Origin of the sequence: Burkholderia lata (assembly GCF_000012945.1) — a bacterium.
GTDB classification, from domain to species: domain Bacteria; phylum Pseudomonadota; class Gammaproteobacteria; order Burkholderiales; family Burkholderiaceae; genus Burkholderia; species Burkholderia lata.
Map to the genome: position 1 here is coordinate 507,271 of NC_007510.1, position 25,353 is coordinate 532,623.

At 62.8% G+C, this 25,353-nt stretch carries 15 protein-coding genes, 2 tRNA genes and 3 rRNA genes; 19 read left to right on the top strand and 1 reads right to left on the bottom strand.

Annotated features, from left to right (window positions below):
• Window positions 1–93: 93 nt before the first annotated feature.
• From BCEP18194_RS08240 to BCEP18194_RS08270, 7 genes are all read left to right on the top strand, one after another.
• Window positions 94–1,626: ribosomal RNA gene (locus tag BCEP18194_RS08240) — 16S ribosomal RNA — on the top strand.
• Window positions 1,627–1,689: 63 nt separating this feature from the next.
• Window positions 1,690–1,766: transfer RNA gene (locus tag BCEP18194_RS08245), tRNA-Ile, on the top strand.
• A gap of 41 nt (window positions 1,767–1,807) precedes the next feature.
• Window positions 1,808–1,883, top strand: a tRNA-Ala gene (locus tag BCEP18194_RS08250).
• A gap of 287 nt (window positions 1,884–2,170) precedes the next feature.
• Window positions 2,171–5,052, top strand: a 23S ribosomal RNA gene (locus BCEP18194_RS08255).
• A gap of 131 nt (window positions 5,053–5,183) precedes the next feature.
• Window positions 5,184–5,296, top strand: a 5S ribosomal RNA gene (rrf, locus tag BCEP18194_RS08260).
• The 16S, 23S and 5S rRNA genes sit together here with 2 tRNA genes alongside, the layout of an rRNA operon.
• Window positions 5,297–5,735: 439 nt before the next feature.
• Window positions 5,736–7,811: a molybdopterin-containing oxidoreductase family protein gene (locus BCEP18194_RS08265; protein ID WP_011350828.1), complete on the top strand. Its 2,076-nt coding sequence runs from the start codon at window positions 5,736–5,738 to the stop codon at window positions 7,809–7,811.
• Between the two features lie 136 nt (window positions 7,812–7,947).
• On the top strand, window positions 7,948–9,621 hold the full coding sequence (locus BCEP18194_RS08270; RefSeq protein ID WP_011350829.1) for a long-chain fatty acid--CoA ligase: 1,674 nt from the start codon (window positions 7,948–7,950) through the stop codon (window positions 9,619–9,621).
• Between the two features lie 277 nt (window positions 9,622–9,898).
• On the opposite strand, the gene BCEP18194_RS08275 is transcribed toward BCEP18194_RS08270, so the two are convergent.
• Window positions 9,899–11,050, bottom strand: a complete 1,152-nt coding sequence (locus tag BCEP18194_RS08275; RefSeq protein WP_011350830.1) for a porin — start codon at window positions 11,048–11,050, stop codon at window positions 9,899–9,901.
• A gap of 276 nt (window positions 11,051–11,326) precedes the next feature.
• Between BCEP18194_RS08275 and coq7 the strand changes: the two genes are divergently transcribed.
• From coq7 to murC, 12 genes are all read left to right on the top strand, one after another.
• Entirely contained in the window at window positions 11,327–11,953 is a 627-nt protein-coding gene (gene coq7 / locus BCEP18194_RS08280) for a 2-polyprenyl-3-methyl-6-methoxy-1,4-benzoquinone monooxygenase (RefSeq protein ID WP_011350831.1), read from the top strand.
• 386 nt (window positions 11,954–12,339) lie between these two features.
• The gene (mraZ, locus tag BCEP18194_RS08285) at window positions 12,340–12,768 is read left to right on the top strand and encodes a division/cell wall cluster transcriptional repressor MraZ (protein WP_006487094.1); all 429 of its coding nucleotides are present in this window, start codon (window positions 12,340–12,342) and stop codon (window positions 12,766–12,768) included.
• Between the two features lie 23 nt (window positions 12,769–12,791).
• Window positions 12,792–13,733 carry a 16S rRNA (cytosine(1402)-N(4))-methyltransferase RsmH gene (rsmH, locus tag BCEP18194_RS08290; RefSeq protein ID WP_011350832.1) on the top strand — a complete coding sequence of 314 codons (942 nt, stop codon included), beginning with the start codon at window positions 12,792–12,794 and terminating at the stop codon, window positions 13,731–13,733.
• Complete coding sequence (gene ftsL / locus BCEP18194_RS08295) at window positions 13,730–14,071, top strand: cell division protein FtsL (RefSeq protein ID WP_011350833.1); 342 nt, start codon at window positions 13,730–13,732, stop codon at window positions 14,069–14,071. Before rsmH ends, ftsL begins: the two co-directional genes overlap by 4 nt.
• Window positions 14,068–15,915 carry a peptidoglycan D,D-transpeptidase FtsI family protein gene (locus BCEP18194_RS08300; protein ID WP_011350834.1) on the top strand — a complete coding sequence of 616 codons (1,848 nt, stop codon included), beginning with the start codon at window positions 14,068–14,070 and terminating at the stop codon, window positions 15,913–15,915. Before ftsL ends, BCEP18194_RS08300 begins: the two co-directional genes overlap by 4 nt.
• On the top strand, window positions 15,912–17,450 hold the full coding sequence (locus tag BCEP18194_RS08305) for a UDP-N-acetylmuramoyl-L-alanyl-D-glutamate--2,6-diaminopimelate ligase (RefSeq protein ID WP_011350835.1): 1,539 nt from the start codon (window positions 15,912–15,914) through the stop codon (window positions 17,448–17,450). Before BCEP18194_RS08300 ends, BCEP18194_RS08305 begins: the two co-directional genes overlap by 4 nt.
• Complete coding sequence (locus BCEP18194_RS08310) at window positions 17,447–18,853, top strand: UDP-N-acetylmuramoyl-tripeptide--D-alanyl-D-alanine ligase (protein ID WP_011350836.1); 1,407 nt, start codon at window positions 17,447–17,449, stop codon at window positions 18,851–18,853. The genes BCEP18194_RS08305 and BCEP18194_RS08310 overlap by 4 nt, the downstream gene beginning before the upstream one ends.
• A gap of 16 nt (window positions 18,854–18,869) precedes the next feature.
• Entirely contained in the window at window positions 18,870–20,039 is a 1,170-nt protein-coding gene (gene mraY / locus BCEP18194_RS08315; protein ID WP_006477019.1) for a phospho-N-acetylmuramoyl-pentapeptide-transferase, read from the top strand.
• A gap of 28 nt (window positions 20,040–20,067) precedes the next feature.
• Window positions 20,068–21,579, top strand: coding sequence for a UDP-N-acetylmuramoyl-L-alanine--D-glutamate ligase (gene murD / locus BCEP18194_RS08320; RefSeq protein WP_011350837.1), 1,512 nt, complete (start codon window positions 20,068–20,070; stop codon window positions 21,577–21,579).
• Complete coding sequence (gene ftsW, locus BCEP18194_RS08325) at window positions 21,576–22,859, top strand: putative lipid II flippase FtsW (RefSeq protein WP_011350838.1); 1,284 nt, start codon at window positions 21,576–21,578, stop codon at window positions 22,857–22,859. Before murD ends, ftsW begins: the two co-directional genes overlap by 4 nt.
• On the top strand, window positions 22,856–23,959 hold the full coding sequence (gene murG, locus BCEP18194_RS08330) for an undecaprenyldiphospho-muramoylpentapeptide beta-N-acetylglucosaminyltransferase (RefSeq protein ID WP_011350839.1): 1,104 nt from the start codon (window positions 22,856–22,858) through the stop codon (window positions 23,957–23,959). The genes ftsW and murG overlap by 4 nt, the downstream gene beginning before the upstream one ends.
• Window positions 23,956–25,353, top strand: a complete 1,398-nt coding sequence (gene murC, locus BCEP18194_RS08335) for a UDP-N-acetylmuramate--L-alanine ligase (protein ID WP_011350840.1) — start codon at window positions 23,956–23,958, stop codon at window positions 25,351–25,353. The genes murG and murC overlap by 4 nt, the downstream gene beginning before the upstream one ends.

The following is a 25,353-nucleotide window of genomic DNA, read 5'->3' on the forward strand; positions in this document are numbered from 1 at the left end:
CTAAAGTAAGTCAGGTTTATGAAGTAATTCATTTACCTGTCAGCTTTGAGTGAGCGACCGGTTCTTAACTGAACCGAAAACAGTAACAGGTTTAAACTGAAGAGTTTGATCCTGGCTCAGATTGAACGCTGGCGGCATGCCTTACACATGCAAGTCGAACGGCAGCACGGGTGCTTGCACCTGGTGGCGAGTGGCGAACGGGTGAGTAATACATCGGAACATGTCCTGTAGTGGGGGATAGCCCGGCGAAAGCCGGATTAATACCGCATACGATCTACGGATGAAAGCGGGGGACCTTCGGGCCTCGCGCTATAGGGTTGGCCGATGGCTGATTAGCTAGTTGGTGGGGTAAAGGCCTACCAAGGCGACGATCAGTAGCTGGTCTGAGAGGACGACCAGCCACACTGGGACTGAGACACGGCCCAGACTCCTACGGGAGGCAGCAGTGGGGAATTTTGGACAATGGGCGAAAGCCTGATCCAGCAATGCCGCGTGTGTGAAGAAGGCCTTCGGGTTGTAAAGCACTTTTGTCCGGAAAGAAATCCTTGGCTCTAATACAGTCGGGGGATGACGGTACCGGAAGAATAAGCACCGGCTAACTACGTGCCAGCAGCCGCGGTAATACGTAGGGTGCGAGCGTTAATCGGAATTACTGGGCGTAAAGCGTGCGCAGGCGGTTTGCTAAGACCGATGTGAAATCCCCGGGCTCAACCTGGGAACTGCATTGGTGACTGGCAGGCTAGAGTATGGCAGAGGGGGGTAGAATTCCACGTGTAGCAGTGAAATGCGTAGAGATGTGGAGGAATACCGATGGCGAAGGCAGCCCCCTGGGCCAATACTGACGCTCATGCACGAAAGCGTGGGGAGCAAACAGGATTAGATACCCTGGTAGTCCACGCCCTAAACGATGTCAACTAGTTGTTGGGGATTCATTTCCTTAGTAACGTAGCTAACGCGTGAAGTTGACCGCCTGGGGAGTACGGTCGCAAGATTAAAACTCAAAGGAATTGACGGGGACCCGCACAAGCGGTGGATGATGTGGATTAATTCGATGCAACGCGAAAAACCTTACCTACCCTTGACATGGTCGGAATTCCGCTGAGAGGTGGAAGTGCTCGAAAGAGAACCGGCGCACAGGTGCTGCATGGCTGTCGTCAGCTCGTGTCGTGAGATGTTGGGTTAAGTCCCGCAACGAGCGCAACCCTTGTCCTTAGTTGCTACGCAAGAGCACTCTAAGGAGACTGCCGGTGACAAACCGGAGGAAGGTGGGGATGACGTCAAGTCCTCATGGCCCTTATGGGTAGGGCTTCACACGTCATACAATGGTCGGAACAGAGGGTTGCCAACCCGCGAGGGGGAGCTAATCCCAGAAAACCGATCGTAGTCCGGATTGCACTCTGCAACTCGAGTGCATGAAGCTGGAATCGCTAGTAATCGCGGATCAGCATGCCGCGGTGAATACGTTCCCGGGTCTTGTACACACCGCCCGTCACACCATGGGAGTGGGTTTTACCAGAAGTGGCTAGTCTAACCGCAAGGAGGACGGTCACCACGGTAGGATTCATGACTGGGGTGAAGTCGTAACAAGGTAGCCGTATCGGAAGGTGCGGCTGGATCACCTCCTTTCCAGAGCTTCTCGCAAAGTTGAGCGCTCACGCTTATCGGCTGTAAATTTAAAGACAGACTCAGGGGTCTGTAGCTCAGTCGGTTAGAGCACCGTCTTGATAAGGCGGGGGTCGTTGGTTCGAATCCAACCAGACCCACCACCGTCTTGACTGGCGGTACACCCTGAGGAATATCTGTACATGGGGGCATAGCTCAGCTGGGAGAGCACCTGCTTTGCAAGCAGGGGGTCGTCGGTTCGATCCCGTCTGCCTCCACCAATCTTCAATGACAAGCGTTCGACTTGGGTCGAATCTTTGTCATTGGCGATTGAGCCAGTCAGATTGATATGAGTAAAACCATATCGGCTGTCGTTCTTTAACAATCTGGAAGAAGTAAGTAATTTGGATAGCGGAAGCGTCTATGAGATGGACGTGAAAACTATCCGGGTTGTGATTGTATCGATGTATCTCAAGATGATTCGAACTCTATGTTTGACTCAATTGGAATACGGCACAAATGCGAGAACTCAACCTGTAACGACTGTCGAGAGACAGACTCGTTATAGGGTCAAGCGAACAAGTGCATGTGGTGGATGCCTTGGCGATCACAGGCGATGAAGGACGCGGTAGCCTGCGAAAAGCTACGGGGAGCTGGCAAACAAGCTTTGATCCGTAGATGTCCGAATGGGGAAACCCACTCCTTTTGGAGTATCCATGGCTGAATACATAGGCCATGTGAAGCGAACGCGGTGAACTGAAACATCTAAGTAACCGCAGGAAAAGAAATCAACCGAGATTCCCAAAGTAGTGGCGAGCGAAATGGGATGAGCCTTGCACTCTTTATTTGTATTGTTAGCCGAACGCTCTGGAAAGTGCGGCCATAGCGGGTGATAGCCCCGTAGGCGAAAACAGTATGAAGGAACTAGGTGTGCGACAAGTAGGGCGGGACACGTGAAATCCTGTCTGAAGATGGGGGGACCATCCTCCAAGGCTAAATACTCGTGATCGACCGATAGTGAACCAGTACCGTGAGGGAAAGGCGAAAAGAACCCCGGGAGGGGAGTGAAATAGATCCTGAAACCGCATGCATACAAACAGTCGGAGCCTCGTAAGGGGTGACGGCGTACCTTTTGTATAATGGGTCAGCGACTTACGTTCAGTAGCAAGCTTAACCGTATAGGGCAGGCGTAGCGAAAGCGAGTCCGAATAGGGCGTTCAGTTGCTGGGCGTAGACCCGAAACCAAGTGATCTATCCATGGCCAGGATGAAGGTGCGGTAACACGTACTGGAGGTCCGAACCCACTAACGTTGAAAAGTTAGGGGATGAGCTGTGGATAGGGGTGAAAGGCTAAACAAACTTGGAAATAGCTGGTTCTCTCCGAAAACTATTTAGGTAGTGCCTCGTGTCTCACCTTCGGGGGTAGAGCACTGTCATGGTTGGGGGGTCTATTGCAGATTACCCCGCCATAGCAAACTCCGAATACCGAAGAGTGCAATCACGGGAGACAGACATCGGGTGCTAACGTCCGGTGTCAAGAGGGAAACAACCCAGACCGCCAGCTAAGGTCCCCAAATATAGCTAAGTGGGAAACGAAGTGGGAAGGCTAAAACAGTCAGGAGGTTGGCTTAGAAGCAGCCACCCTTTAAAGAAAGCGTAATAGCTCACTGATCGAGTCGTCCTGCGCGGAAGATGTAACGGGGCTAAGCTATATACCGAAGCTGCGGATGCGTGCTTTGCACGCATGGTAGGAGAGCGTTCTGTAAGCCTGCGAAGGTGTCTCGGAAGGGATGCTGGAGGTATCAGAAGTGCGAATGCTGACATGAGTAGCGATAAAGGGGGTGAAAGGCCCCCTCGCCGTAAGCCCAAGGTTTCCTACGCAACGTTCATCGGCGTAGGGTGAGTCGGCCCCTAAGGCGAGGCAGAAATGCGTAGCTGATGGGAAGCAGGTCAATATTCCTGCACCATTGTTAGATGCGATGGGGGGACGGATCGCGGAAAGTTGTCCGGGTGTTGGAAGTCCCGGTCGCTGCATTGGAGAAGGCGCTTAGGCAAATCCGGGCGCGGAATTCAAGGGTGTGGCGCGAGCTCCTTAGGGAGCGAAGCAATTGGAAGTGGTTCCAAGAAAAGCCTCTAAGCTTCAGTCTAATGATGACCGTACCGCAAACCGACACAGGTGGGCGAGATGAGTATTCTAAGGCGCTTGAGAGAACTCGGGAGAAGGAACTCGGCAAATTGGTACCGTAACTTCGGGATAAGGTACGCCCTTGTAGCTTGATGCCCCTGCGGGCAAAGGGTGAAGGGGTTGCAATAAACTGGTGGCTGCGACTGTTTAATAAAAACACAGCACTCTGCAAACACGAAAGTGGACGTATAGGGTGTGACGCCTGCCCGGTGCCGGAAGATTAAATGATGGGGTGCAAGCTCTTGATTGAAGTCCCGGTAAACGGCGGCCGTAACTATAACGGTCCTAAGGTAGCGAAATTCCTTGTCGGGTAAGTTCCGACCTGCACGAATGGCGTAACGATGGCCACACTGTCTCCTCCCGAGACTCAGCGAAGTTGAAGTGTTTGTGATGATGCAATCTACCCGCGGCTAGACGGAAAGACCCCATGAACCTTTACTGTAGCTTTGCATTGGACTTTGAACCGATCTGTGTAGGATAGGTGGGAGGCTATGAAACCGGAACGCTAGTTTCGGTGGAGCCGTCCTTGAAATACCACCCTGGTTTGTTTGAGGTTCTAACCTTGGCCCGTGATCCGGGTCGGGGACAGTGCATGGTAGGCAGTTTGACTGGGGCGGTCTCCTCCCAAAGCGTAACGGAGGAGTACGAAGGTACGCTAGGTACGGTCGGAAATCGTGCTGATAGTGCAATGGCATAAGCGTGCTTAACTGCGAGACCGACAAGTCGAGCAGGTGCGAAAGCAGGTCATAGTGATCCGGTGGTTCTGTATGGAAGGGCCATCGCTCAACGGATAAAAGGTACTCTGGGGATAACAGGCTGATACCGCCCAAGAGTTCATATCGACGGCGGTGTTTGGCACCTCGATGTCGGCTCATCTCATCCTGGGGCTGTAGCCGGTCCCAAGGGTATGGCTGTTCGCCATTTAAAGAGGTACGTGAGCTGGGTTTAAAACGTCGTGAGACAGTTTGGTCCCTATCTGCCGTGGGCGTTGGATATTTGAAGGGGGCTGCTCCTAGTACGAGAGGACCGGAGTGGACGAACCTCTGGTGTACCGGTTGTCACGCCAGTGGCATCGCCGGGTAGCTATGTTCGGAAGAGATAACCGCTGAAAGCATCTAAGCGGGAAACTCGCCTTAAGATGAGATATCCCTGGGGACTAGATCCCCTTGAAGGGTCGTTCGAGACCAGGACGTTGATAGGTCAGGTGTGTAAGCGCAGTAATGCGTTCAGCTAACTGATACTAATTGCCCGTAAGGCTTGATCCTATAACAAGTCTGTCTCGCGCTGAAAACAGCGCGTCGGACTGGTTGATTCTCGTGTGTGATACACACAACTCAAAATTACTGCTTCTTCCAAGATTGGTTGTGCTGCGAAGTCAGCACAACAACCCTCTTTGCCTGATGACCATAGCGAGTCGGTCCCACCCCTTCCCATCCCGAACAGGACCGTGAAACGACTCTACGCCGATGATAGTGCGGATTCCCGTGTGAAAGTAGGTAATCGTCAGGCTCCCTAAGCCGAGAACCCCCGCCCGAAAGGCGGGGGTTTTTGCATTGGTGCGGCGGAAATGCACCAAGGATCGGGACGGGCGGTCCGGCCGGAGTTTCCACATCACCTCTCCCAAGTACAACCACTCGCGGCTCCCGGCTCGCTAATTGGTCAGCATCATTCGCGATCCGCCAGTCTATTGGTCGTATCGCCGATCAAAGCTGCAATTTCTCTCTCTCACGTATCGGTTGACGCAGTCGTGCGCGATTGGTTTTCCATCGTCGAAAACGAGTGTCGGGTTGGCCGTGCAAGTCCCCTGCAGACAACGCACCGAACCATGGGAGCTCTCCCGATTCCTCCCATCGCTTTCGGCCAAATACCTCAGAATCCGCACGAAATGAACGCTTTATTCGGCGCGTCCACGTAAAATTTGCGAATCCCCATCTCTGCATTCGAAACGATGAACGCCGCCATTCAGGTAGCCCGGGCCGTTTGCCCGCATGATTGTCCGGATACGTGCGCAATGCGTGTAACCGTCGAAAACGGCAAGGCGATCAAGGTCACGGGCGATCCCGACCATCCGCCGACGCAAGGCGTGTTGTGCACGAAAGTCAGTCGATACGCCGATCGCGTTCATCACCCCGACCGCCTCACCGTCCCGCTCAAGCGCATTGGTGCGAAGGGGGAAGGGCGTTTCGTGCCGATCAGCTGGGACGAGGCATTCGATGAGATCGGCCGTCGTCTCGGTGAAATTGCGGCGCGCGCGCCCGAAGCAATCATGCCGTACAGCTATGCGGGGACGATGGGGCTCGTGCAAGGGGAGGGCATCGCCCAGCGGTTCTTCCACAAGCTCGGTGCCTCGCGGCTCGAGCGCACGATCTGCGCGGCAGCCGGTGCAGCGGGGTTGCGTTACACCTATGGCGGCAGTCTCGGCATGCACCTCGAGCATTTCGAGGAAAGCGAGCTGATTCTGATTTGGGGGGCAAACCCGATCGCGTCGAGCCTGCACTTCTGGACGCGCGCGCAGGAGGCGAAGCGCCGAGGTGCTCGCCTGGTCGCCATCGATCCGTACCGTTCGCTGACGGCGGAGAAGTGCCATCAGCATATCGCGTTGAAACCCGGCACCGACGGCGCGTTCGCACTCGGCATGATGCACGTGCTGATTACCGAAAACCTGCTCGATCACGATTACATCGCCAGCCATACGCTCGGTTTCGACGCGCTGAAGGAGCGGGCGCTGTCCTATCCGCCGGAACGCGTTGCGCAGATCTGCGGGATCGACGCGTCGGAGCTGGTCGACCTTGCGCGTCGCTACGGCGCTACCCGCAAGGCATCGATCCGCCTCAACTACGGCATGCAGCGCGTCCGCGGCGGTGGCAACGCCGTACGCGCGATCGCCAGTCTGCCGGCGCTGACGGGTGCCTGGCGGGATCGGGCCGGCGGGCTGTTGCTGTCATCGTCGGAGTCCGCGCCGGTCAACCAGGCTGCGTTGCTACGCCCGGACTTGATGCCGGGATGGCCGCACAAGCTGCCGCGCATCATCAACATGAACGCGATCGGCGACGCGCTGTTGCACCCGGGCGATGCAACCTTCGGGCCGAAAGTTGAGGCGGTGATCGTGTACAACTCGAATCCGGTGGCCGTCGCACCGGACTCTTCGAAGGTCGCGGCAGGGTTCGCGCGTGACGATCTGTTCACGGTCGTTCTCGAGCATTTCAAGACAGATACCGTCGATTTCGCCGACATTGTGTTGCCGGCAACTACGCAGCTCGAGCATCTGGACATCCACAAATCGTACGGTCACACCTACGTGATGGCGAACCTGCCGTCGATTCCACCGGTGGGAGACGCGCGGCCGAATACGGAGATCTTCCGTGGTATCGCGCGCAGTATGGGGCTCGACGAACCCGCGCTTTATCACAGCGACGAAGAGGTCGCGCGCGCGGCGCTCCGCTGGGACGATCCAGTGCTCGACAGCGACTGGGGCACGCTTAAGCGCGATGGCTGGCTGAAGCTCAAGCTGCCGGAGGCGCCGTTCGCGAACGGCGGTTTCCGTACGCCGTCCGGCAAGTGCGAGTTCTACAGCCCGCGACTCGAGCAGATGGGCGTGGATCCCGTGCCCGACTACCTGCCGCCGTTCGAATCGGCCGAGGCTGCGCCCGAGCTCGCCGCACGCTATCCGCTCGCGATGATTTCACCGCCGGCGCGTCACTTCCTGAACAGTACGTTCGTGAACGTCGACAGCCTGCGTCATACCGAAGGTGAACCGCATCTCGACATCCACCCGTCTGACGCCGATGAGCGCGGCATCACCGATGGCGACCTCGTACGCATCTTCAACGATCGTGGATCGATGCAGGCGCTCGCGAGAATTACCGATCGCGCACGCGCAGGGCTCGTCGTCGGTCTGTCGATCTGGTGGAAGAAGCTGTCACCGGACGGCAGAAACGCGAACGAAGTGACGAGCCAGGCGCTCACCGATCTTGGCAATTCGGCGACGTTCTACGATTGCCTCGTGGAAGTTGAACGCATTTGATCGGATATCGCCGTATGATCAGACGAATTTCGACGGAAGTTCGAAGTGGACATCTAACCCTGTTGTCTCAAGGCGAGCGAGCCGTTACGATGCGTTTTAGCACGACCATTCGAAAATCTGTGAGGAGACGCGCAGTATGGACAAAATTTGGCTGAAATCGTACCCACCCGGCGTTCCAGCCGAAATTGACGCGTCTCCTTATCCCTCTGTCCCAGACCTGCTCGACGAAAGCTTCCGGCAGTATCGCGACCGCACGGCGTTCGTCTGCATGGGCAAGGGCATCACGTACGGCGAACTCGACAAGCTATCGCGCCAGTTTGGCGCGTGGCTGCAATCGCGCGGGCTTGCGCGCGGAGCGCGCGTCGCGATCATGATGCCGAACGTGCTGCAGTATCCCGTGGCGATCGCTGCGGTACTGCGCGCGGGCTACACCGTCGTCAACGTCAACCCGCTCTATACGCCGCGCGAACTCGAGCATCAGTTGAAGGATAGCGGTGCAGAGGCAATCGTCATCCTCGAGAATTTCGCGTCGACGCTGCAGGCCGTCATCGCGAATACGGGCGTCAAGCACGTCGTCGTCGCATCGATGGGCGATCTGCTGGGCATCAAGGGATGGCTCGTCAACTACGTCGTGCGCAACGTGAAGAAGATGGTGCCTGCCTGGCAGCTGCCGTCGTTCACGCGCTTCAAGACCGCGCTGTCGGAAGGTGCGCGCCAGGCATTCAAGGCGCAGAAGATCGGCCCCGATGACGTCGCGTTCCTGCAATACACGGGTGGTACGACCGGCGTGGCGAAGGGGGCGACGCTGCTGCACCGGAACATCGTGTCGAACGTGCTGCAGGCGGGCGCCTGGCATCATCCGGCGCATGAGAAGTTCCCGGACGTGAAACAGTTCGTGACCGTTGTCGCGCTGCCGTTGTATCACGTGTTCGCGCTGACCGTCTGCGGCTTCCTGACGATGCGTACGGGCGGCATGGGCATCCTGATCCCGAACCCGCGCGACATCGCCGGCATGATCAAGGAGTTGAAGGGCTACCAGATCTCGACGATCCCGGCGGTCAACACGCTGTACAACGCACTGCTGAATCACCCCGAATTCAATCAGCTCGACCTGTCGAAGCTCGTGATCGCCAACGGCGGCGGCATGGCGATCCAGGAAGGCGTCGCGAAACGCTGGTATGAAAAGACCCATACCGCGATCATCGAAGGCTACGGGCTGTCGGAAACGTCGCCGGTGGCGACCTGCAACCCCGTGACGGCGACTGAATATAGCGGGACGATCGGCCTGCCGCTGCCGTCGACCGAAGTGGCGATTCGCGATGACGCCGGCAACGACGTCGCGCTCGGCGAACCCGGCGAGATCTGCATCCGCGGGCCGCAGGTGATGGCCGGCTACTGGAACCGGCCGGACGAAACCGCGAAGGTCATGTTCGCCGACGGCTTCTTCAAGACGGGCGACGTCGGCGTGATGGATGCGCGAGGTTACGTGAAGATCGTCGACCGGAAGAAGGACATGATCCTCGTGTCGGGCTTCAACGTGTACCCGAACGAAGTCGAGGACGTGGTGGCGTCGCATCCGGGCGTGTTCGAGGTGGCGGCGGTCGGCGTACCCGACGAGCATTCCGGCGAAGCCGTGAAGCTGTTCGTCGTGAAGAAGGACCCGGCGCTCACCGACAAGGACATCCTCGCCTACTGCAAGGAGCGGCTCACCGGCTACAAGCGGCCGAAGCTGGTCGAGTTCCGGACGGAGCTGCCGAAAACGAACGTCGGCAAAATCCTGCGGCGCGAACTGCGCGACGGGCGCGCATAACGGCGCGATCGATCGAACGAAAAAGCCCGGCTTGTGCCGGGCTTTTTTGTTTTGCGGCCCGGCTCGGAAGAAGGCTGTTTTCGAACGAAGCGGCTTCCGGAATGGGCTCGCTGCGGCGGTGCGTTTCGACGTAGCAGGGACGGCGCGGCGCCCCCGCGACGAGCGCGTCGCAGCCGGTACGATTCGCGGCGCTTCGGATTTGCGGCTGCACCCGACCGGAAAAGAAAAAGGCGCCCGAAGGCGCCTTCAATATGCTGCGGCTTGTCAGGCAAGCTGATTAGAACTTGTGACGGATACCGACGCGTGCTGCGACCTGGTTGCTGGTGCTCGAACCTGCGAGACCGTTGATCGCTGCGGTTGCCTGGATCACGTTGCCGTTCGCGTCGAGCACGTTGCCCGATGCGTGCTGGTACACGCCGATCGCGTAGACGTCGGTGCGCTTCGACAGGAAGTAGTCGACACCCAGCGAGCCCTGGTGATACTTGGCTGCCGAGCTGCCGTTGATCTTGCTGCCTTGCGTGTAGTCGTACGCCGCGCCGAGAATCAGCGCCGGGGTCAGCTGATACTTGAAGTTGAGTTCGCCGTTGTTGAACGTCGCGGACTGGTTCACGAACGGGCCTGCCGAGAAGCCCTTGAACTTCGTGTTCGAGTACGTTGCACCGATCGTCGCTGCGCCGAACGTGTATGCACCGCCGGCACCGATGACCTGGTACGTGTTCGCGTTGTTCGCGTACGCGCCGTAGATCGGCGACGAGACCGACGACGACGTCGAACCGTTGTTGAACATGCCGCCGAACTGGTTCGGCGTGCGTGCGTTCAAGTAGCCGACGCCCAAGACCAACGGGCCGTTGTTGTAGCCTGCGCCGAGCGACCAGACCTGGTTCTTCGAGAACTGGCCTGCCTGACCGCCGAAGCTGTACACGCCGCCGAACGAGAAGCCACCGTAGGTGTTGCTCGTGAACTTGACCGCGTTGTTCACGCGATAGGCGTTGTTGAAGTTGTCGAGGTCACCCGGGTGAGCGGCGATGTAGCCACCCCACTGGTCACCTGCCTCGAGCGGGCCGACGAAGTCGACGACGGAGTCGTATTGGCGACCCAGCGTGACCGTACCGTACGGGCTCGACAGGCCGACGTAAGCCTGACGACCGAACATCAGGCCGCCCTGACCGAGCTTGCCGCTGTTCACGTCAAAACCGTTTTCGAGGGTGAAGATCGCCTTCAGGCCGCCACCGAGGTCTTCGGTGCCGCGCATGCCGAAGCGGCTGCCTTGCATCACGCCGCTGGCCATGCTGTACAGGTGCTTGCCGCCCGCGTTGTTGTTGAAGAGCAGGCCTTCATCGATGATGCCGTAAAGCGTCACGCTGCTTTGCGCATGGGCAGCGCCAGCGAACGCGCCCAGCGCGACGAGCGCGAGAAGCGACTTTTTCATTAACGGATCTCCAAGAATCACTGAATTTTTCTGGCGGGGCGGATAGTTATGTTCTGTTGACGGGCCCCATCAACTTCGCAAGAAGTCGGACGTAATGTAGCAAAACCGTTTTTTGCCACAAAGCGAAATGCCGCACCTCAAGGTCGCCATGTTTCCTTTATGCAACAATGGTTAAAATCACGGGTTAACCGCAATTTCCGCTGAATAATCAAGTCGGTTACGCAGCGGACTCGTGCCCTTGCCGCTCGCGGCAGCACCTGCAGCCAGGAGAACAGGATGGTGTTTGATGAACTGATCAGCGAATTCGATCGCGGCCTGCGATCGCTGACCGGCATTAGCCGGATGAGCCGGCCGGTGCCCGCACCGGCAGAGGCGCCGGCCGCCGAGCTGACGCCCGCGGAACGTACGCATGCCGCCGGGCTGATGCGCGTGAACCACGTCGGTGAGGTCTGCGCGCAGGCGCTATATCAGGCGCAGAAACTCACCGCGCGCACGGCGTCGGCGAAGGCGATGTTCGAGGAAGCCGCGCGCGAGGAGGAGGATCACCTCGCGTGGACCGCGCATCGCCTGAAAGAGCTCGACTCGCGGCCGAGCCTGCTGAACCCGCTCTGGTATGCGGGCTCGCTCGCGATCGGCGTGGCGGCCGGCGCGCTCGGCGACAAGGTCAGCCTCGGCTTCATGGCCGAGACCGAGCGGCAGGTCGAGAGCCATCTCGAAGGTCACATGTCCGAGCTGCCGGCGGCCGATACCGCATCGCGTGCGATCGTCGACCAGATGCGTATCGACGAAGTGAAACACGGCAAGGCCGCGGCCGACGCCGGCGGGATCGAGCTGCCGCTGCCCGCGCGAATGCTGATGCGCGCCGCGTCGAAAGTCATGACGAGCACTGCGTACTATCTGTGACATTCTCACCGGGGCGATGCGTGACGTCGCCCCGGTTCCCCGCCGCTGATACCGCCCGTTTATTCCTCGTTTTCCCGCCCCCGAAAGCCCCGTCCGCACACCCGTCTGGCCCGTCTTTCTCACGTATCACCTTCACAAGTTGCACTAGCTCATTCATTTATAACGGTTTTTGGAATGAGGGGCCGCATGAGCATGTGTGCGTAAGTCCTTGTTCTAACTAACAAAATTCGTCAAAAAAGCGGGCCGCTCCCTTGACCGTGCCACACCCTTCCTCTAAAGTGGGAGACAGTGTGAGAAAGTGTATTTTTGTGTGATTTAGCGGGCTATTCCAGCTAAATTCTCAGCATGGAGCGGGTGCTTCGGTGCCCTGAACGGGAGAGCGGACAGTGTTCCAAGGGGCGTCGGCGCTGACGCTCGATGCGAAAGGGCGGATGTCGGTGCCGGCTCGCTATCGCGAAGCGCTGCAAGGACAGGCAGAAGGACGGGTGACTGTGACCAAGCACCCGGACGGCTGCCTGTTGCTGTTTCCGCGCCCCGAATGGGAAGTATTCCGCGCCAAGATCGCCGCGCTGCCGATGGACGCGCACTGGTGGCGGCGCATTTTTCTCGGCAATGCGATGGATGTCGATCTCGACAGCGCGGGCCGGATTCTCGTATCGCCCGAGCTGCGCATGGCAGCCGGACTGGAAAAGGAAGTCATGTTGTTGGGAATGGGTAGTCACTTCGAGCTGTGGGATTCGCAAACCTACAACGCGAAGGAGCAGGCAGCGATGGCGCAGGGCATGCCCGACGCGCTGAAGAATTTCACGTTCTGATTGCGGTGACGGAGACGCCCGCGATGGGAAACGAATTGCAGCATCGGACCGTGTTGTTGGACGAAGCGGTCGAATCGCTCGTGACGCGACCGGACGGCATTTATGTCGACGGCACGTTCGGGCGCGGCGGCCATAGCCGCGCGGTGCTCGCGCGGCTGGCGCCGGGCGGGCGGCTGATCGCGTTCGACAAGGATCCGAGAGCGATCGAGACGGCGCAGGGCATCGAGGATGCGCGCTTTTCGATCGTGCATGACAGCTTTGCATCGATGCGCGACGCGCTTGCGGCGCGCGGCGTCGAGAAGGTGTCGGGTGTGTTGCTCGACCTGGGCGTGTCCTCGCCGCAGGTGGACGATCCGGCGCGCGGCTTCAGCTTCCGCGCCGATGGTCCGCTGGACATGCGGATGGACCCGACGCGCGGCGAGTCGGCGGCGGAATGGCTCGCACGGGCTTCGGTGCAGGAATTGACGGAGGTAATACGGGATTATGGGGAAGAACGGTTTGCTTTTCAGATTGCAAAGGCGCTTGTTGCTCGCCGGGCAGAGTCCGACCGTCTTGGGCCTCTCGACACCACGGGCGAGCTTGCCCAAATCGTGGGTCACGTCGTCAAAACCCGTGAGAAGGGCAAGGATCCGGCAACCCGCACCTTTCAGGCTATACGGATTCACGTCAATCAAGAGCTTGCGGACCTGCAAGTCGTACTAGACGCGGCACTGTCGTTGCTGGAGCAAGGGGGGCGGCTGGTGGTCATCAGCTTTCATTCACTCGAGGACCGGATCGTCAAGCGATTCATGCAGGCGCACGCGAGTGCGCCTGCGGTCGATCGTCGCCTGCCGATCCGCGCCGTCGACCTCCCGAGCCCGCCGCTCAAGATCATCAGCCGCCAGTTTCCGAGTGAAGCGGAAGTCGCTGCGAATCCGCGCGCCCGCTCGGCCGTGATGCGCATCGCGGAGCGCGTCACGCCATGAGCCGCTTCAATATCTTCCTGCTGATCATCGTGATGGGTTGCGCGTTGTCGGTCGTCAATTCGACGAACCAGCAGCGCCAGATCTTCATCCAGCTGCAGCGTGCGCAGTCGCAGGAGCGTCAGCTCCAGCAGGACTACGCGCAGCTTCAATATCAGCAGAGCGCGCTGTCGAAGACGTCGCGCATCGAGCAGCTCGCGAACGATTCGCTGAAGATGCAGCCGATCACGACCGGCCGCACGCAATACCTGACGCTGCCGCCGGGCGCTGCGAAGGCGATCGATGCGCCGATCCCGGCTTCGGCGGACACGGCCGCCAAGGGTAAGGGAGGCGCGCGATGAAGCCGTCCCAGAAGCGCCAGAACGTGAAATTCTCGTCGAGCCCCGTGCTGGGCGTGCATCTGCCGATGTGGCGCTCGAAGCTCGTCGTGTTCATGCTGTTCATGGCGTTCGTCGCGCTGGCCGCGCGCGCGTTCTGGATCCAGGGGCCCGGCAACGCGTTCTATCGGAAGCAGGGCGAAAGCCGCTACCAGCGCACGCTCGATCTGCCGGCGACGCGCGGCAAGATCCTCGACCGTAACGGGCTCGTGCTCGCGACGAGCCTGCCCGTGCGTGCGATCTGGGCGATTCCCGACGCGGTGCCGGACGATCTCGACGCCGACAAGGTCAACCAGCTCGGCAAGCTCCTCGGCATGACGTCGAAGGAACTACGCGTGAAGCTGTCGGAAGACAAGGGTTTCGTCTACGTCAAGCGCCAGGTGCCGATCGACGTCGCGGACAAAGTCGCTGCACTCGACATCCCTGGTATCTATCAGCGCAACGAATACAAGCGCTTCTATCCGGAAGGCGAGATCACCGCTCACCTGATCGGCTTCACGAACGTCGAGGACGAAGGGCAGGAGGGCGTCGAGCTGGGCGACCAGAAGATGCTGTCCGGCACGTCGGGCGTGCGTCGCGTGATCAAGGACCGCATGGGGCACATCGTCGAGGACGTCGCCGAGCAGATCCCGCCGCACAACGGCACGGATGTCGACCTGTCGATCGACAGCAAGATCCAGTACATCGCGTACGCGAACCTGAAGGCCGCCGTCGAGAAGTTCAAGGCGAAGGCCGGCGCGGCGATGGTCGTCGACGTGCGCACCGGCGAGGTGCTGGCACTCGTCAACTACCCGACGTACAACCCGAACGACCGCTCGCGCATGACGGGCGAGCAGTTGCGCAACCGGATCATGACCGACGTGTTCGAGCCGGGCTCGATCATGAAGCCGTTTACGGTGTCGCTCGCACTCGACCTGCATCGCGTGACGCCGAACACGCTCGTCGAGACGGGCAACGGGCATTTCGTGCTCGACGGCGCACCGATTACCGACGACGCGGGTTTCGGCACGCTGACGGTCGGCGGTGTGATCCAGAAGTCGAGCAACATCGGCGCGACGAAGATCGCGATGACGATGCGGCCCGAGGAAATGTGGAATATGTATACGAGCATCGGCCTCGGCCAGGCGCCGAAGGTCGGATTCCCGGGCGCGGTGGCTGGCCGCCTGCGTCCGTGGAAGAGCTGGCGCCGCATCGAACAGGCGACGATGTCGTACGGCTACGGCCTGTCGGTGTCGCTGTTCCAGCTCGCGCGTGCCTACACGGCGATCGCGCATGACGGCGAGCTGATGCCCGTGACCATTTTCAAGACCGACCCCAACCAGCCGGTCGTGGGCACGCAGGTGTTCAACCCGACCACCGCGCGCGAAGTGCGCGCGATGCTCGAGACGGTGGTCGCGCCGGGTGGCACGTCGCCGGATGCGGCCGTGCCGGGTTATCGCGTCGGCGGCAAGAGCGGCACCGCGTACAAGCATGAAGGCCACGGCTACACGCGCAAGTACCGCGCGTCGTTCGTCGGGATGGCGCCGATGCCGAATCCGCGCATCGTCGTCGCGGTGTCGGTCGACGAACCGACCGCCGGCAGCCACTTCGGCGGCCAGGTGTCCGGCCCCGTATTCTCGGCGATCGCCGGTGACACGATGCGTGCGCTGAACGTCCCACCGAACATGCCGATCAAGCAGCTCGTCGTGTCTGACGATTCGCCGGCAGCACCTTCCGCAACCGGGCCGCAAAAGCTGGCCGCGGGTAGCGGTGCGAAGCATATGATCGTGTCCAGCACCACGCGTAATTCACCAGGAGTTGTTCGATGAGCGCCGCTCGCAGTTCCCATCCGGCGCATCAGCAGATCGCAGCCGCGCTTGCGTGGCTGCGTCAGCATGTGGCCCCCGCCGCGCAACTGCATGCCGACACGCGCAGCCTCAAGGCTGGCGACGTGTTCGTCGCGTACGCGGTCGACGGGGCAGACAATCGTGCCTTCATCGCCGACGCCGTCGCGCGCGGTGCGGCCGCCGTGCTGTATCAGCCGGAAGGGCTGGCCGCTGCGCCGGCCGTTCCTGTCGCGCTTGCGGTGCCTGCGCTCGACCAGCTCGCCGGCGAGATCGCCAGCAGCTGGTATGGTGATCCGAGCGACAGCCTGCTCGCGATCGGTGTGACCGGCACGAACGGCAAGACGTCGTGCACGCAATGGATCGCCGCCGCGTTGACGGCGCTTCACCAGCCGTGCGCGGTGATCGGCACGCTCGGCACCGGGATGCCCGGCCAGCTCGTGCCGACCGGCTTCACGACCCCCGATGCGTCGCAGTTGCAGCGCAGCCTTGCGCAGCTGCGCGATGCGGGCGCGAAGGCGGTCGCGATGGAAGTGTCGTCGCACGCGCTGCACCAGGGGCGCGTGAACGGTACGGCGTTCGACATCGCGGTGTTTACGAATCTAACGCAGGACCACCTCGACTATCACGGCACGTTCGATGCATACGAGGCCGCGAAGGCGAAGCTGTTCGCATGGCGCGGCCTGCGCGCGGCGGTCATCAACCGCGACGACGCAGCCGGACAGCGCCTGCTCGAGAAACTGGCCGGCCGCGTGCGCACGATCGCGTACGGAATCGGCGATGCATCGGCGCCGGACGCCGATCGCGAACTGGTCGCGCTCGACGTGCGCGCCACCACGACCGGCACGGCGTTCCGCCTGCGTTCGTCCTGGGGCGACGCGGACGTCGAGGTCGGCACGCTCGGCACGTTCAACGTCAGCAACCTGCTCGCGGTGCTCGGCTCGCTGCTCGCGGCCGACGTGCCGTTCGACGCGGCGCTCGCCGAGATCGCACGGCTCGAGTCCGTCAACGGCCGGATGCAGCGGCTCGGCGGCCGGCTGCAGAACGACGAACCGCTCGTCGTGATCGACTACGCACACACGCCCGACGCGCTCGAAAAGACGCTCGACGCGCTGCGCCCGATCGCCACCGCGCGCGGCGGCCGGCTCGTCTGCATGTTCGGCTGCGGCGGCGATCGCGATGCGACGAAGCGCCCGCTGATGGGCGCGATCGCGGAGCGGTTCGCCGATGAAACCGTCGTCACGAGCGACAACCCGCGCAGCGAGGATCCGCAGCGCATCATCGACCAGATCGTCGCGGGCATGACCGCGCCCGATCACGCACGCCGTATCGAGGATCGCGCGAGCGCGATCCTGCAGGCCGTGCGCGGCGCCGCACGCGAGGATGTCGTCGTGCTGGCCGGCAAGGGCCACGAGGCCACGCAGGAAATCATGGGCAAGAAGCGCACGTTCTCCGATCAGGATCACGCACGGCTCGCGCTGGCAGCGCGCGCGACGCACGGCAAGGGAGGCGCCGAATGACGATGCTCAGTCTCGGCGAAGCCGCTCGCCTGATCCCCGGCGCAACCGTCCACGGCGACGCCGGCGTCACGTTCGACCGCGTGTCGACGGACAGCCGCACGGCCGGCCCCGGCGACCTGTTCGTCGCACTGAAAGGCGAGCGCTTCGACGCGCACGACTTCCTCGGCGACGTCGCTGCGCGCGGTGCCTCCGCGGCGCTGGTCGCGCACGTGCCGGCGGGTGTCACGATGCCGGCGATCGAAGGCGGCGAAACGCGTGCCGCACTCGGCGCGCTTGCGCATGGCTGGCGCAAACGATTCGCGTTGCCGCTCGTTGCGGTGACGGGCAGCAACGGCAAGACGACCGTCAAGGAAATGATCGCGTCGATCTTCGCGGCGGCGGTCGGCGCCGACGCGCGGCTCGCGACGGCCGGCAACCTGAACAACGATGTCGGCCTGCCGCTGACGCTGCTGCGCCTGTCGGCCGCGCATCGTCTCGCGGTGATCGAGATCGGGATGAACCACCCGGGCGAGACCGAAATCCTCGCGCGCCTCACGGCGCCGACGGTCGCGCTCGTCAACAACGCACAGCGCGAGCACCAGGAATTCATGGCGACGGTCGAAGCCGTCGCGCTCGAACACGCGGCCGTGATACACGCGCTGCCGCCGGACGGCGTCGCGGTGTTCCCGGCCGATGACGCATATGCGGGCATCTGGCGCGTCGCCGCAACCGGCAACCGGATCCTCGATTTCGCGCTGCACGATGCCGGACGGCAGAACGACGCGCAGGTCACGGGCCGTCTGCACGGCGGCGAACTCGCGATCGACACGCCCGCGGGCGTCGTCACGGTGCGGCTGCGCGCGCTCGGCGAGCACAATGCGCGTAACGCGCTGGCCGCCACGGCCGCGGCGCTGGGTGCCGGCGTTGCACTGTCGGCGATCAAGCAGGGCCTCGAATCGTTCGAGCCGGTCAAGGGCCGGCTGCAGGTGAAGCAGGCGATCGCAGGCAGCCTCGCGGGTGCAACGGTCGTCGACGATACGTACAACGCGAATCCCGATTCGATGCGTGCCGCGATCGACGTGCTCGCCGCGCAACCGGCGCCGCGCGTGCTGGTGATCGGCGACATGGGCGAGGTCGGCGACGAAGGGCCGGCTTTCCATCGCGAGGTCGGTGCCTACGCGCGCGAGCGCGGGATCGACGCGCTGTTCGCGCTCGGCGATGCGTCGCGCGATGCCTGCACGGCATACGGCGACACGGCCCGCCATTTCGGCGACGTCGGCGCGCTGGTTGAAGCACTGCTCGCAGCGGGCTACGGCGCGCAGGCGACGCTGCTCGTGAAGGGCTCGCGGTACATGAAGATGGAGCGCGTGGTCGACGCGCTGACGAACCAACCCGCGGCGGGCACTGCGCCCGCTGCACACTGAGTAGAAGGAAGGAAGCATGCTGCTGGCGCTGGCGCAATGGCTGCAAGGAGACGCAAGCTTTTTGCGCTTGTTCACGTACCTCACGTTCCGTGCGGTGATGGCCACCATCACCGCGCTCGGGATCGGGCTCGTGTGCGGACCGTGGGTGATCCGCAAGCTGACGCAAATGAAGGTCGGTCAGGCCGTGCGCAAGGACGGCCCGCAGACGCACCTGGTCAAGTCCGGCACGCCGACAATGGGCGGCGTGCTGATCCTGATCGGTATCGCGGTCGCGACGCTGCTGTGGGGCGACCTGACGAACCGTTTCATCTGGATCGTGATGCTCGTGACGTTCGGTTTCGGCGTGATCGGCTGGGTCGATGATTACCGCAAGGTCGTCCACAAGGACCCGCGCGGGATGTCGTCGCGCGAGAAGTATTTCTGGCAATCGGTGATCGGGCTGTTCGCGGCCGTCTACCTCGCCTTCAGCGTGTCCGAGGCGAACAACGTGCGCGTGTTCGACCTGTTCATGGCATGGGTGAGGAGCGGCCTGTCGATGGGCTTGCCGGCACGCGCCGACCTGATGCTGCCGTTCCTGAAGTCGATCAGCTATCCGCTCGGCGTGTGGGGCTTCATCGTGCTGACGTACTTCGTGATCGTCGGCGCGAGCAACGCGGTGAACCTGACCGACGGCCTCGACGGCCTCGTGATCATGCCGGTCGTGCTGGTCGGTGCGTCGCTGGGTGTGTTCGCGTACGTGATGGGCAGCGCGGTCTATTCAAAATACCTGCTGTTCCCGCACATTCCGGGCGCGGGCGAATTGCTGATCTTCTGTTCCGCGATGGGTGGGGCAGGGCTCGCGTTCCTCTGGTACAACACGCACCCCGCGCAGGTGTTCATGGGCGACGTCGGCGCGCTGGCGCTCGGCGGCGCGCTCGGCACGGTCGCGGTGATCGTGCGCCAGGAAATCGTGCTGTTCATCATGGGCGGCATCTTCGTCGCGGAAACGCTGTCGGTGATGCTGCAGGTTTCGTGGTTCAAGTACACGAAGAAGCGCTACGGCGAAGGGCGTCGCCTGCTGAAGATGGCGCCGCTGCATCACCATTTCGAATTGTCCGGCTGGAAGGAAACGCAAGTGGTCGTGCGTTTCTGGATCATCACGCTGATGCTGTGCCTGTTCGGTCTGACCACCCTCAAGCTGCGGTAAAGGAAAGGTAACAAGGATGTCTGGCGAGATGTTTGGAGATCGGCAACGGCCGATGGTGCTCGTACTGGGGCTCGGGGAATCGGGTCTCGCGATCGCGCGATGGTGCGCGAGGCACGGGTGCCGGCTGCGTATTGCCGATACCCGCGAGGCGCCGCCGAACCTTGCCGCGCTGCAGGCCGAAGGCATCGATGCGGAATTCGTCGGCGGGGCGTTCACGCCTGCGCTGCTCGACGGCGGTATCGAGCTCGTCGGGCTGAGCCCCGGGCTGTCGCCGCTCGAACCGGCACTCGCAGCGCTGGTCGCAGCTGCGAACGAGCAGGGCGTCGCGGTGTGGGGCGAGCTGGAATTCTTCGCGCAGGCGCTGCGTGCACTCGGCACGAGCGGCTACCAGCCGAAGGTGCTCGCGATCACGGGCACCAACGGCAAGACTACGACGACGAGCCTCACGGGCCTGCTGTGCCAGCGCTCGGGCAAGAAGGTCGCCGTCGCGGGCAACATCAGCCCCGCGATGCTCGACCGGCTCGCCGCCGCGATCGACGAAACCGCGCTGCCCGACGTGTGGGTGCTCGAACTGTCGAGCTTCCAGCTCGAGACCGCGCGCACGTTCGCGCCCGATGCGGCCGCGATCCTCAACATCACGCAGGACCACCTCGACTGGCACGGCAGCTTCGACGCGTACGCGCAGGCAAAGGGCCGGATCTTCGGCGCAACGACCACGCGCGTGCTGAACCGCGACGATGCGGCCGTAATGAAGTTCGCGCCGGCAGCCGGCGCGGCCGATGCGCCGCGCACGGTCACGTTCGGCCTGAACGAACCGGTGCAGGACGGCGACTACGGGCTGTCGCGCGACAACGGCATCGCGTGGCTGGTGGAAGCCGTCGATCGCGACGCCCCGGATGAAGCTGCGACGACGACCCGTCGGCGCAAGCGCGACGCCCATACGCCCGACATCGCGCAGAAGCGCCTGATGCCGGCCGACGCCCTGCGCATCCGCGGGCTGCACAACGCGGCGAACGCGCTGGCCGCATTCGCGCTCGCACGCGCGATCGACCTGCCGGCCGCGCCGCTGCTGCACGCGCTGCGCGAATACCGCGGCGAGGCGCATCGCGTCGAAGTGATCGCGACGATCGACGACGTGGACTACGTCGACGACAGCAAGGGTACGAACGTCGGCGCGACGGTTGCCGCGCTCGACGGGCTGGCACAGAAGATCGTGCTGATCGCGGGCGGCGACGGCAAGGGGCAGGATTTCGCACCGCTGGTTGCGCCGGTCGCGCGCTGGTGCCGCGCGGTGATGCTGATCGGCCGTGATGCGCCGGCGATCCGCGACACGCTCGCCGAAACGGGTGTGCCGCTCGCCGACCACGTGACGCTCGAAGGGGCGGTGCACGCGGCAGCCGACCTCGCCGAACCGGGCGATGCAGTGCTGCTGTCGCCTGCATGCGCGAGCCTCGACATGTTCAGGAACTACGCCCATCGCGCGGATGTGTTCCGCGCGGCGGTCGACGAAATCGCCATCGACAAAGGAGCGACGCCATGAGCTGGTCCGATCGCCTCGTCTCCCGTTTCAACGATCGCCGCGACACCGGCGGCAATGCCGCGGGCGGCCGCGTCGCGTCCGCCACGCGCGCCGCGACGGGCGGCCTTGCGAGCGTCGTCAACGGCGTGCGCCCGAGCCGTTCGCGGATGCTCGACTTCGACTACTCGCTGCTGTGGGTCGCAATCGCGCTGCTCGGGCTCGGCGTCGTGATGGTGTACTCGGCGTCGATCGCGATGCCCGATTCGCCGAAATACGCGTCGTATCACGATTACGCGTTCCTGATGCGCCACTGCATCTCGCTCGTCGTCGCGTTCATCGCGGCGGTGATCGCGTTCCGCGTGCCGGTGTCGACGTGGGACAAATACGCGCCGCAACTCTTCCTGATCGCGCTCGTCAGCCTCGTGATCGTGCTGATTCCGCACGTCGGCAAGGGCGTGAACGGTGCGCGCCGCTGGATTCCGCTCGGCATCACGAACATGCAGCCGTCGGAAATCATGAAGCTCGCGGTGACGATCTACGCGGCGAACTACACGGTGCGCAAGCAGGAATACATGCAGAGCTTCGCCAAGGGCTTCCTGCCGATGGCGTTCGCAGTCGGCCTGGTCGGTGCGCTGCTGCTGCTCGAGCCGGACATGGGCGCGTTCATGGTGGTCGCGGCGATCGCGATGGGCGTGCTGTTCCTCGGCGGCGTGAACGGCAAGCTGTTCGGTGGCCTCGTTGCGACCGCGATCGGCACCTTCACGATGCTGGTGTGGCTGTCGCCGTGGCGTCGCGAGCGGATCTTCGCGTACCTCGATCCGTGGGACGAGCGCTACGCGCAGGGCAAGGCGTACCAGCTCACGCACTCGCTGATCGCGTTCGGCCGCGGCGAATGGTTCGGTGTCGGCCTCGGCGGCAGCGTCGAGAAGCTGAACTACCTGCCGGAAGCGCATACCGACTTCATCCTCGCGGTGATCGGCGAGGAGCTCGGTTTCGTCGGCGTGCTGGTCGTGATCCTGCTCTTCTACTGGATCGTGCGCCGCGCGTTCGAGATCGGCCGCCAGGCGCTCGCACTCGATCGCACGTTCGCGGGCCTGATGGCGAAGGGTATCGGCATCTGGTTCGGTGCGCAGACCTTCATCAACATGGGCGTGAACCTCGGGCTGCTGCCGACCAAGGGCCTGACGCTGCCGCTCGTGAGCTACGGCGGCTCGGGCATTCTGCTGAACTGCGTCGCGCTCGCGGTGCTGCTGCGGGTCGACTATGAAAACCGGGTGCTGATGCGCGGAGGGAAGGTATGACCGCGTCGCAACGCACGCTGATGGTGATGGCAGGCGGCACCGGGGGCCACGTGTTCCCGGGGCTCGCGGTCGCGCACCGGATGGAAGCGGCGGGCTGGCGCGTCGTGTGGCTCGGCAATCCGGCCGGGATGGAAGCGACGCTCGTGCCGAAGCACGGCATTCCGATGGAATACGTGCGGTTCGGCGGGCTGCGCGGCAAGGGCCTGAAGACCAAGCTGACGCTGCCGTTCAACCTGCTGCGCGCATGCGGGCAGAGCCTCGCGGCGCTGCGCCGCGTGCGGCCCGACGTCGTGCTCGGGATGGGCGGCTACATCACGTTCCCGGCGGGTGTGATGACCGCGCTGTCGGGGCGCCCGCTCGTGCTGCATGAACAGAATTCGATCGCGGGCCTGACGAACAAGGTGCTCGCGAAATTCGCGAAACGCGTGCTCGTCGCGTTCCCCGGTGCGCTGCCGCACGCGGAATGGACGGGTAACCCGATTCGTGCGGAACTTGCCGGCACGGAAGCGCCCAAAGCACGCTATGCAGCCCGCAGCGGCCCGCTGAACGTGCTGGTCGTCGGCGGCAGCCTTGGGGCGGCCGCGCTGAATGAAGTCGTGCCGCGCGCGCTGGCGATGCTGACGCCGGGCGAACGCCCGCGCATCGTGCACCAGGCCGGCGCGAAGCACATTGAAGCATTGAAGGCGAATTACGAAGCGGCCGGTTTCGCGGCCGGCGAAGACGTGCGGCTCGTGCCGTTCATCGACGACATGGCGGCCGCGTATGCGGCGGCGGATCTGGTGATCTGCCGGTCAGGCGCGATGACGGTATCGGAGATCGCGGCGGTGGGCGTGGCGGCGCTGTTCGTGCCGTTCCCGTACGCGGTCGACGATCACCAGACGAGCAACGCCGCGTTCCTCGCCGATGCGGGTGCGGCCGTGCTGGTCCAACAACGCGACCTGTCGGCGGAACTGCTCGCCGACTGGCTGCGCGGCCAGTCGCGGGCATCGCTCGCGGACATGGCGGAACGTTCGCGCTCGCTGGCGAAGCCCGAAGCCACCGACGAAGTCGCGCGCGTGTGCGCGAAGGCGGCCGGCGCGAACCTGGAAACACTGCAATGAAACACATCGTCAAACACATTCATTTCGTCGGGATCGGCGGCGCGGGCATGAGCGGCATCGCCGAAGTGCTCGTCAACCTCGGCTACGAGGTCAGCGGCTCGGACCTGTCGCGCAACGCGGTGACGGATCGTCTCCAGGCGCTCGGCGCGCGGATCGCGATCGGCCACGACGCGGTGAACATCGAGGGCGCGAACGCGGTGGTCGTCTCGACGGCCGTGCGCTCGGACAACCCGGAAGTGCTGGCCGCGCGCGCGAAGCGCGTGCCGATCGTGCAGCGCGCGGTGATGCTGGCGGAGCTGATGCGTCTGAAGCAGGGCATCGCGATCGCCGGCACGCACGGCAAGACCACGACGACGAGCCTCGTCGCGAGCGTGCTCGCGGCGGGCGGGCTCGATCCGACCTTCGTGATCGGCGGGCGCCTGATCAGCGCCGGCGCGAACGCGCGGCTCGGCACGGGCGATTTCATCGTCGCCGAGGCCGACGAGTCGGACGCGTCGTTCCTGAACCTGTATCCGGTGATCGAAGTCATCACGAACATCGACGCCGACCACATGGACACCTACGGCCACGATTTCGCGCGGCTCAAGCAGGCGTTCATCGAATTCACGCAGCGCCTGCCGTTCTACGGCAGCGCGGTCGTGTGCGTCGACGATCCGAACGTGCGGCAGATCATCCCGTTCATCTCGAAGCCGGTCGTGCGCTACGGCCTGTCGCCGGACGCGCAGGTGCGCGCGGAAGACATCGATGCGCGCGACGGCCGCATGCATTTCACGGTGATCCGTGACGGGCGCGCGCCGCTCGCGGTCGTGCTGAACATGCCGGGCCTGCACAACGTGCAGAACGCGCTCGCGGCGATCGCGATCGCGACCGATCTCGGCGTGTCGGACGACGCGATCCAGCTGGCGCTGGCGGAATTCAACGGCGTCGGCCGGCGCTTCCAGCGCTACGGCGAGGTGCCGGCCGCGGACGGCGGCCAGTACACGCTGATCGACGACTACGGCCATCACCCGGTCGAGATGGCCGCGACGATCGCGGCCGCGCGCGGCGCGTTCCCGGGCCGCCGCCTCGTGCTGGCGTTCCAGCCGCACCGCTACACGCGCACGCGCGACTGCTTCGACGATTTCGTCAACGTGCTGTCGACGGTCGACGCGCTGGTGCTGACGGAAGTCTACGCAGCCGGCGAGGCGGCGATCTCGACGGCCAACGGCGACGCGCTGTCGCGTGCGCTGCGCACCGTAGGGAAGGTTGACCCGGTGTTCGTCGCAACGGTCGACGACGTGCCGGACGCATTGGCGAAGGTCGCGCAGAACGGCGACGTGGTGATCACGATGGGCGCGGGTTCGATCGGCGGCGTGCCGGCGAAGGTTGCGCAGCACACTCAACAGAAGGCATGA

Bases quoted from the DNA above. Each gene is read 5' to 3' on its own strand.
- murG (WP_011350839.1), top strand. From the start codon at position 22,856: ATGACCGCGTCGCAACGCACGCTGATGGTGATGGCAGGCGGCACCGGG.
- mraY (WP_006477019.1), top strand. From the start codon at position 18,870: ATGCTGCTGGCGCTGGCGCAATGGCTGCAAGGAGACGCAAGCTTTTTG.
- BCEP18194_RS08270 (WP_011350829.1), top strand. From the start codon at position 7,948: ATGGACAAAATTTGGCTGAAATCGTACCCACCCGGCGTTCCAGCCGAA.
- BCEP18194_RS08275 (WP_011350830.1), bottom strand. From the start codon at position 11,050: ATGAAAAAGTCGCTTCTCGCGCTCGTCGCGCTGGGCGCGTTCGCTGGC.
- BCEP18194_RS08310 (WP_011350836.1), top strand. From the start codon at position 17,447: ATGACGATGCTCAGTCTCGGCGAAGCCGCTCGCCTGATCCCCGGCGCA.
- ftsW (WP_011350838.1), top strand. From the start codon at position 21,576: ATGAGCTGGTCCGATCGCCTCGTCTCCCGTTTCAACGATCGCCGCGAC.
- coq7 (WP_011350831.1), top strand. From the start codon at position 11,327: ATGGTGTTTGATGAACTGATCAGCGAATTCGATCGCGGCCTGCGATCG.
- BCEP18194_RS08265 (WP_011350828.1), top strand. From the start codon at position 5,736: ATGAACGCCGCCATTCAGGTAGCCCGGGCCGTTTGCCCGCATGATTGT.
- murC (WP_011350840.1), top strand. From the start codon at position 23,956: ATGAAACACATCGTCAAACACATTCATTTCGTCGGGATCGGCGGCGCG.
- murD (WP_011350837.1), top strand. From the start codon at position 20,068: ATGTTTGGAGATCGGCAACGGCCGATGGTGCTCGTACTGGGGCTCGGG.
- rsmH (WP_011350832.1), top strand. From the start codon at position 12,792: ATGGGAAACGAATTGCAGCATCGGACCGTGTTGTTGGACGAAGCGGTC.
- BCEP18194_RS08305 (WP_011350835.1), top strand. From the start codon at position 15,912: ATGAGCGCCGCTCGCAGTTCCCATCCGGCGCATCAGCAGATCGCAGCC.
- BCEP18194_RS08300 (WP_011350834.1), top strand. From the start codon at position 14,068: ATGAAGCCGTCCCAGAAGCGCCAGAACGTGAAATTCTCGTCGAGCCCC.
- ftsL (WP_011350833.1), top strand. From the start codon at position 13,730: ATGAGCCGCTTCAATATCTTCCTGCTGATCATCGTGATGGGTTGCGCG.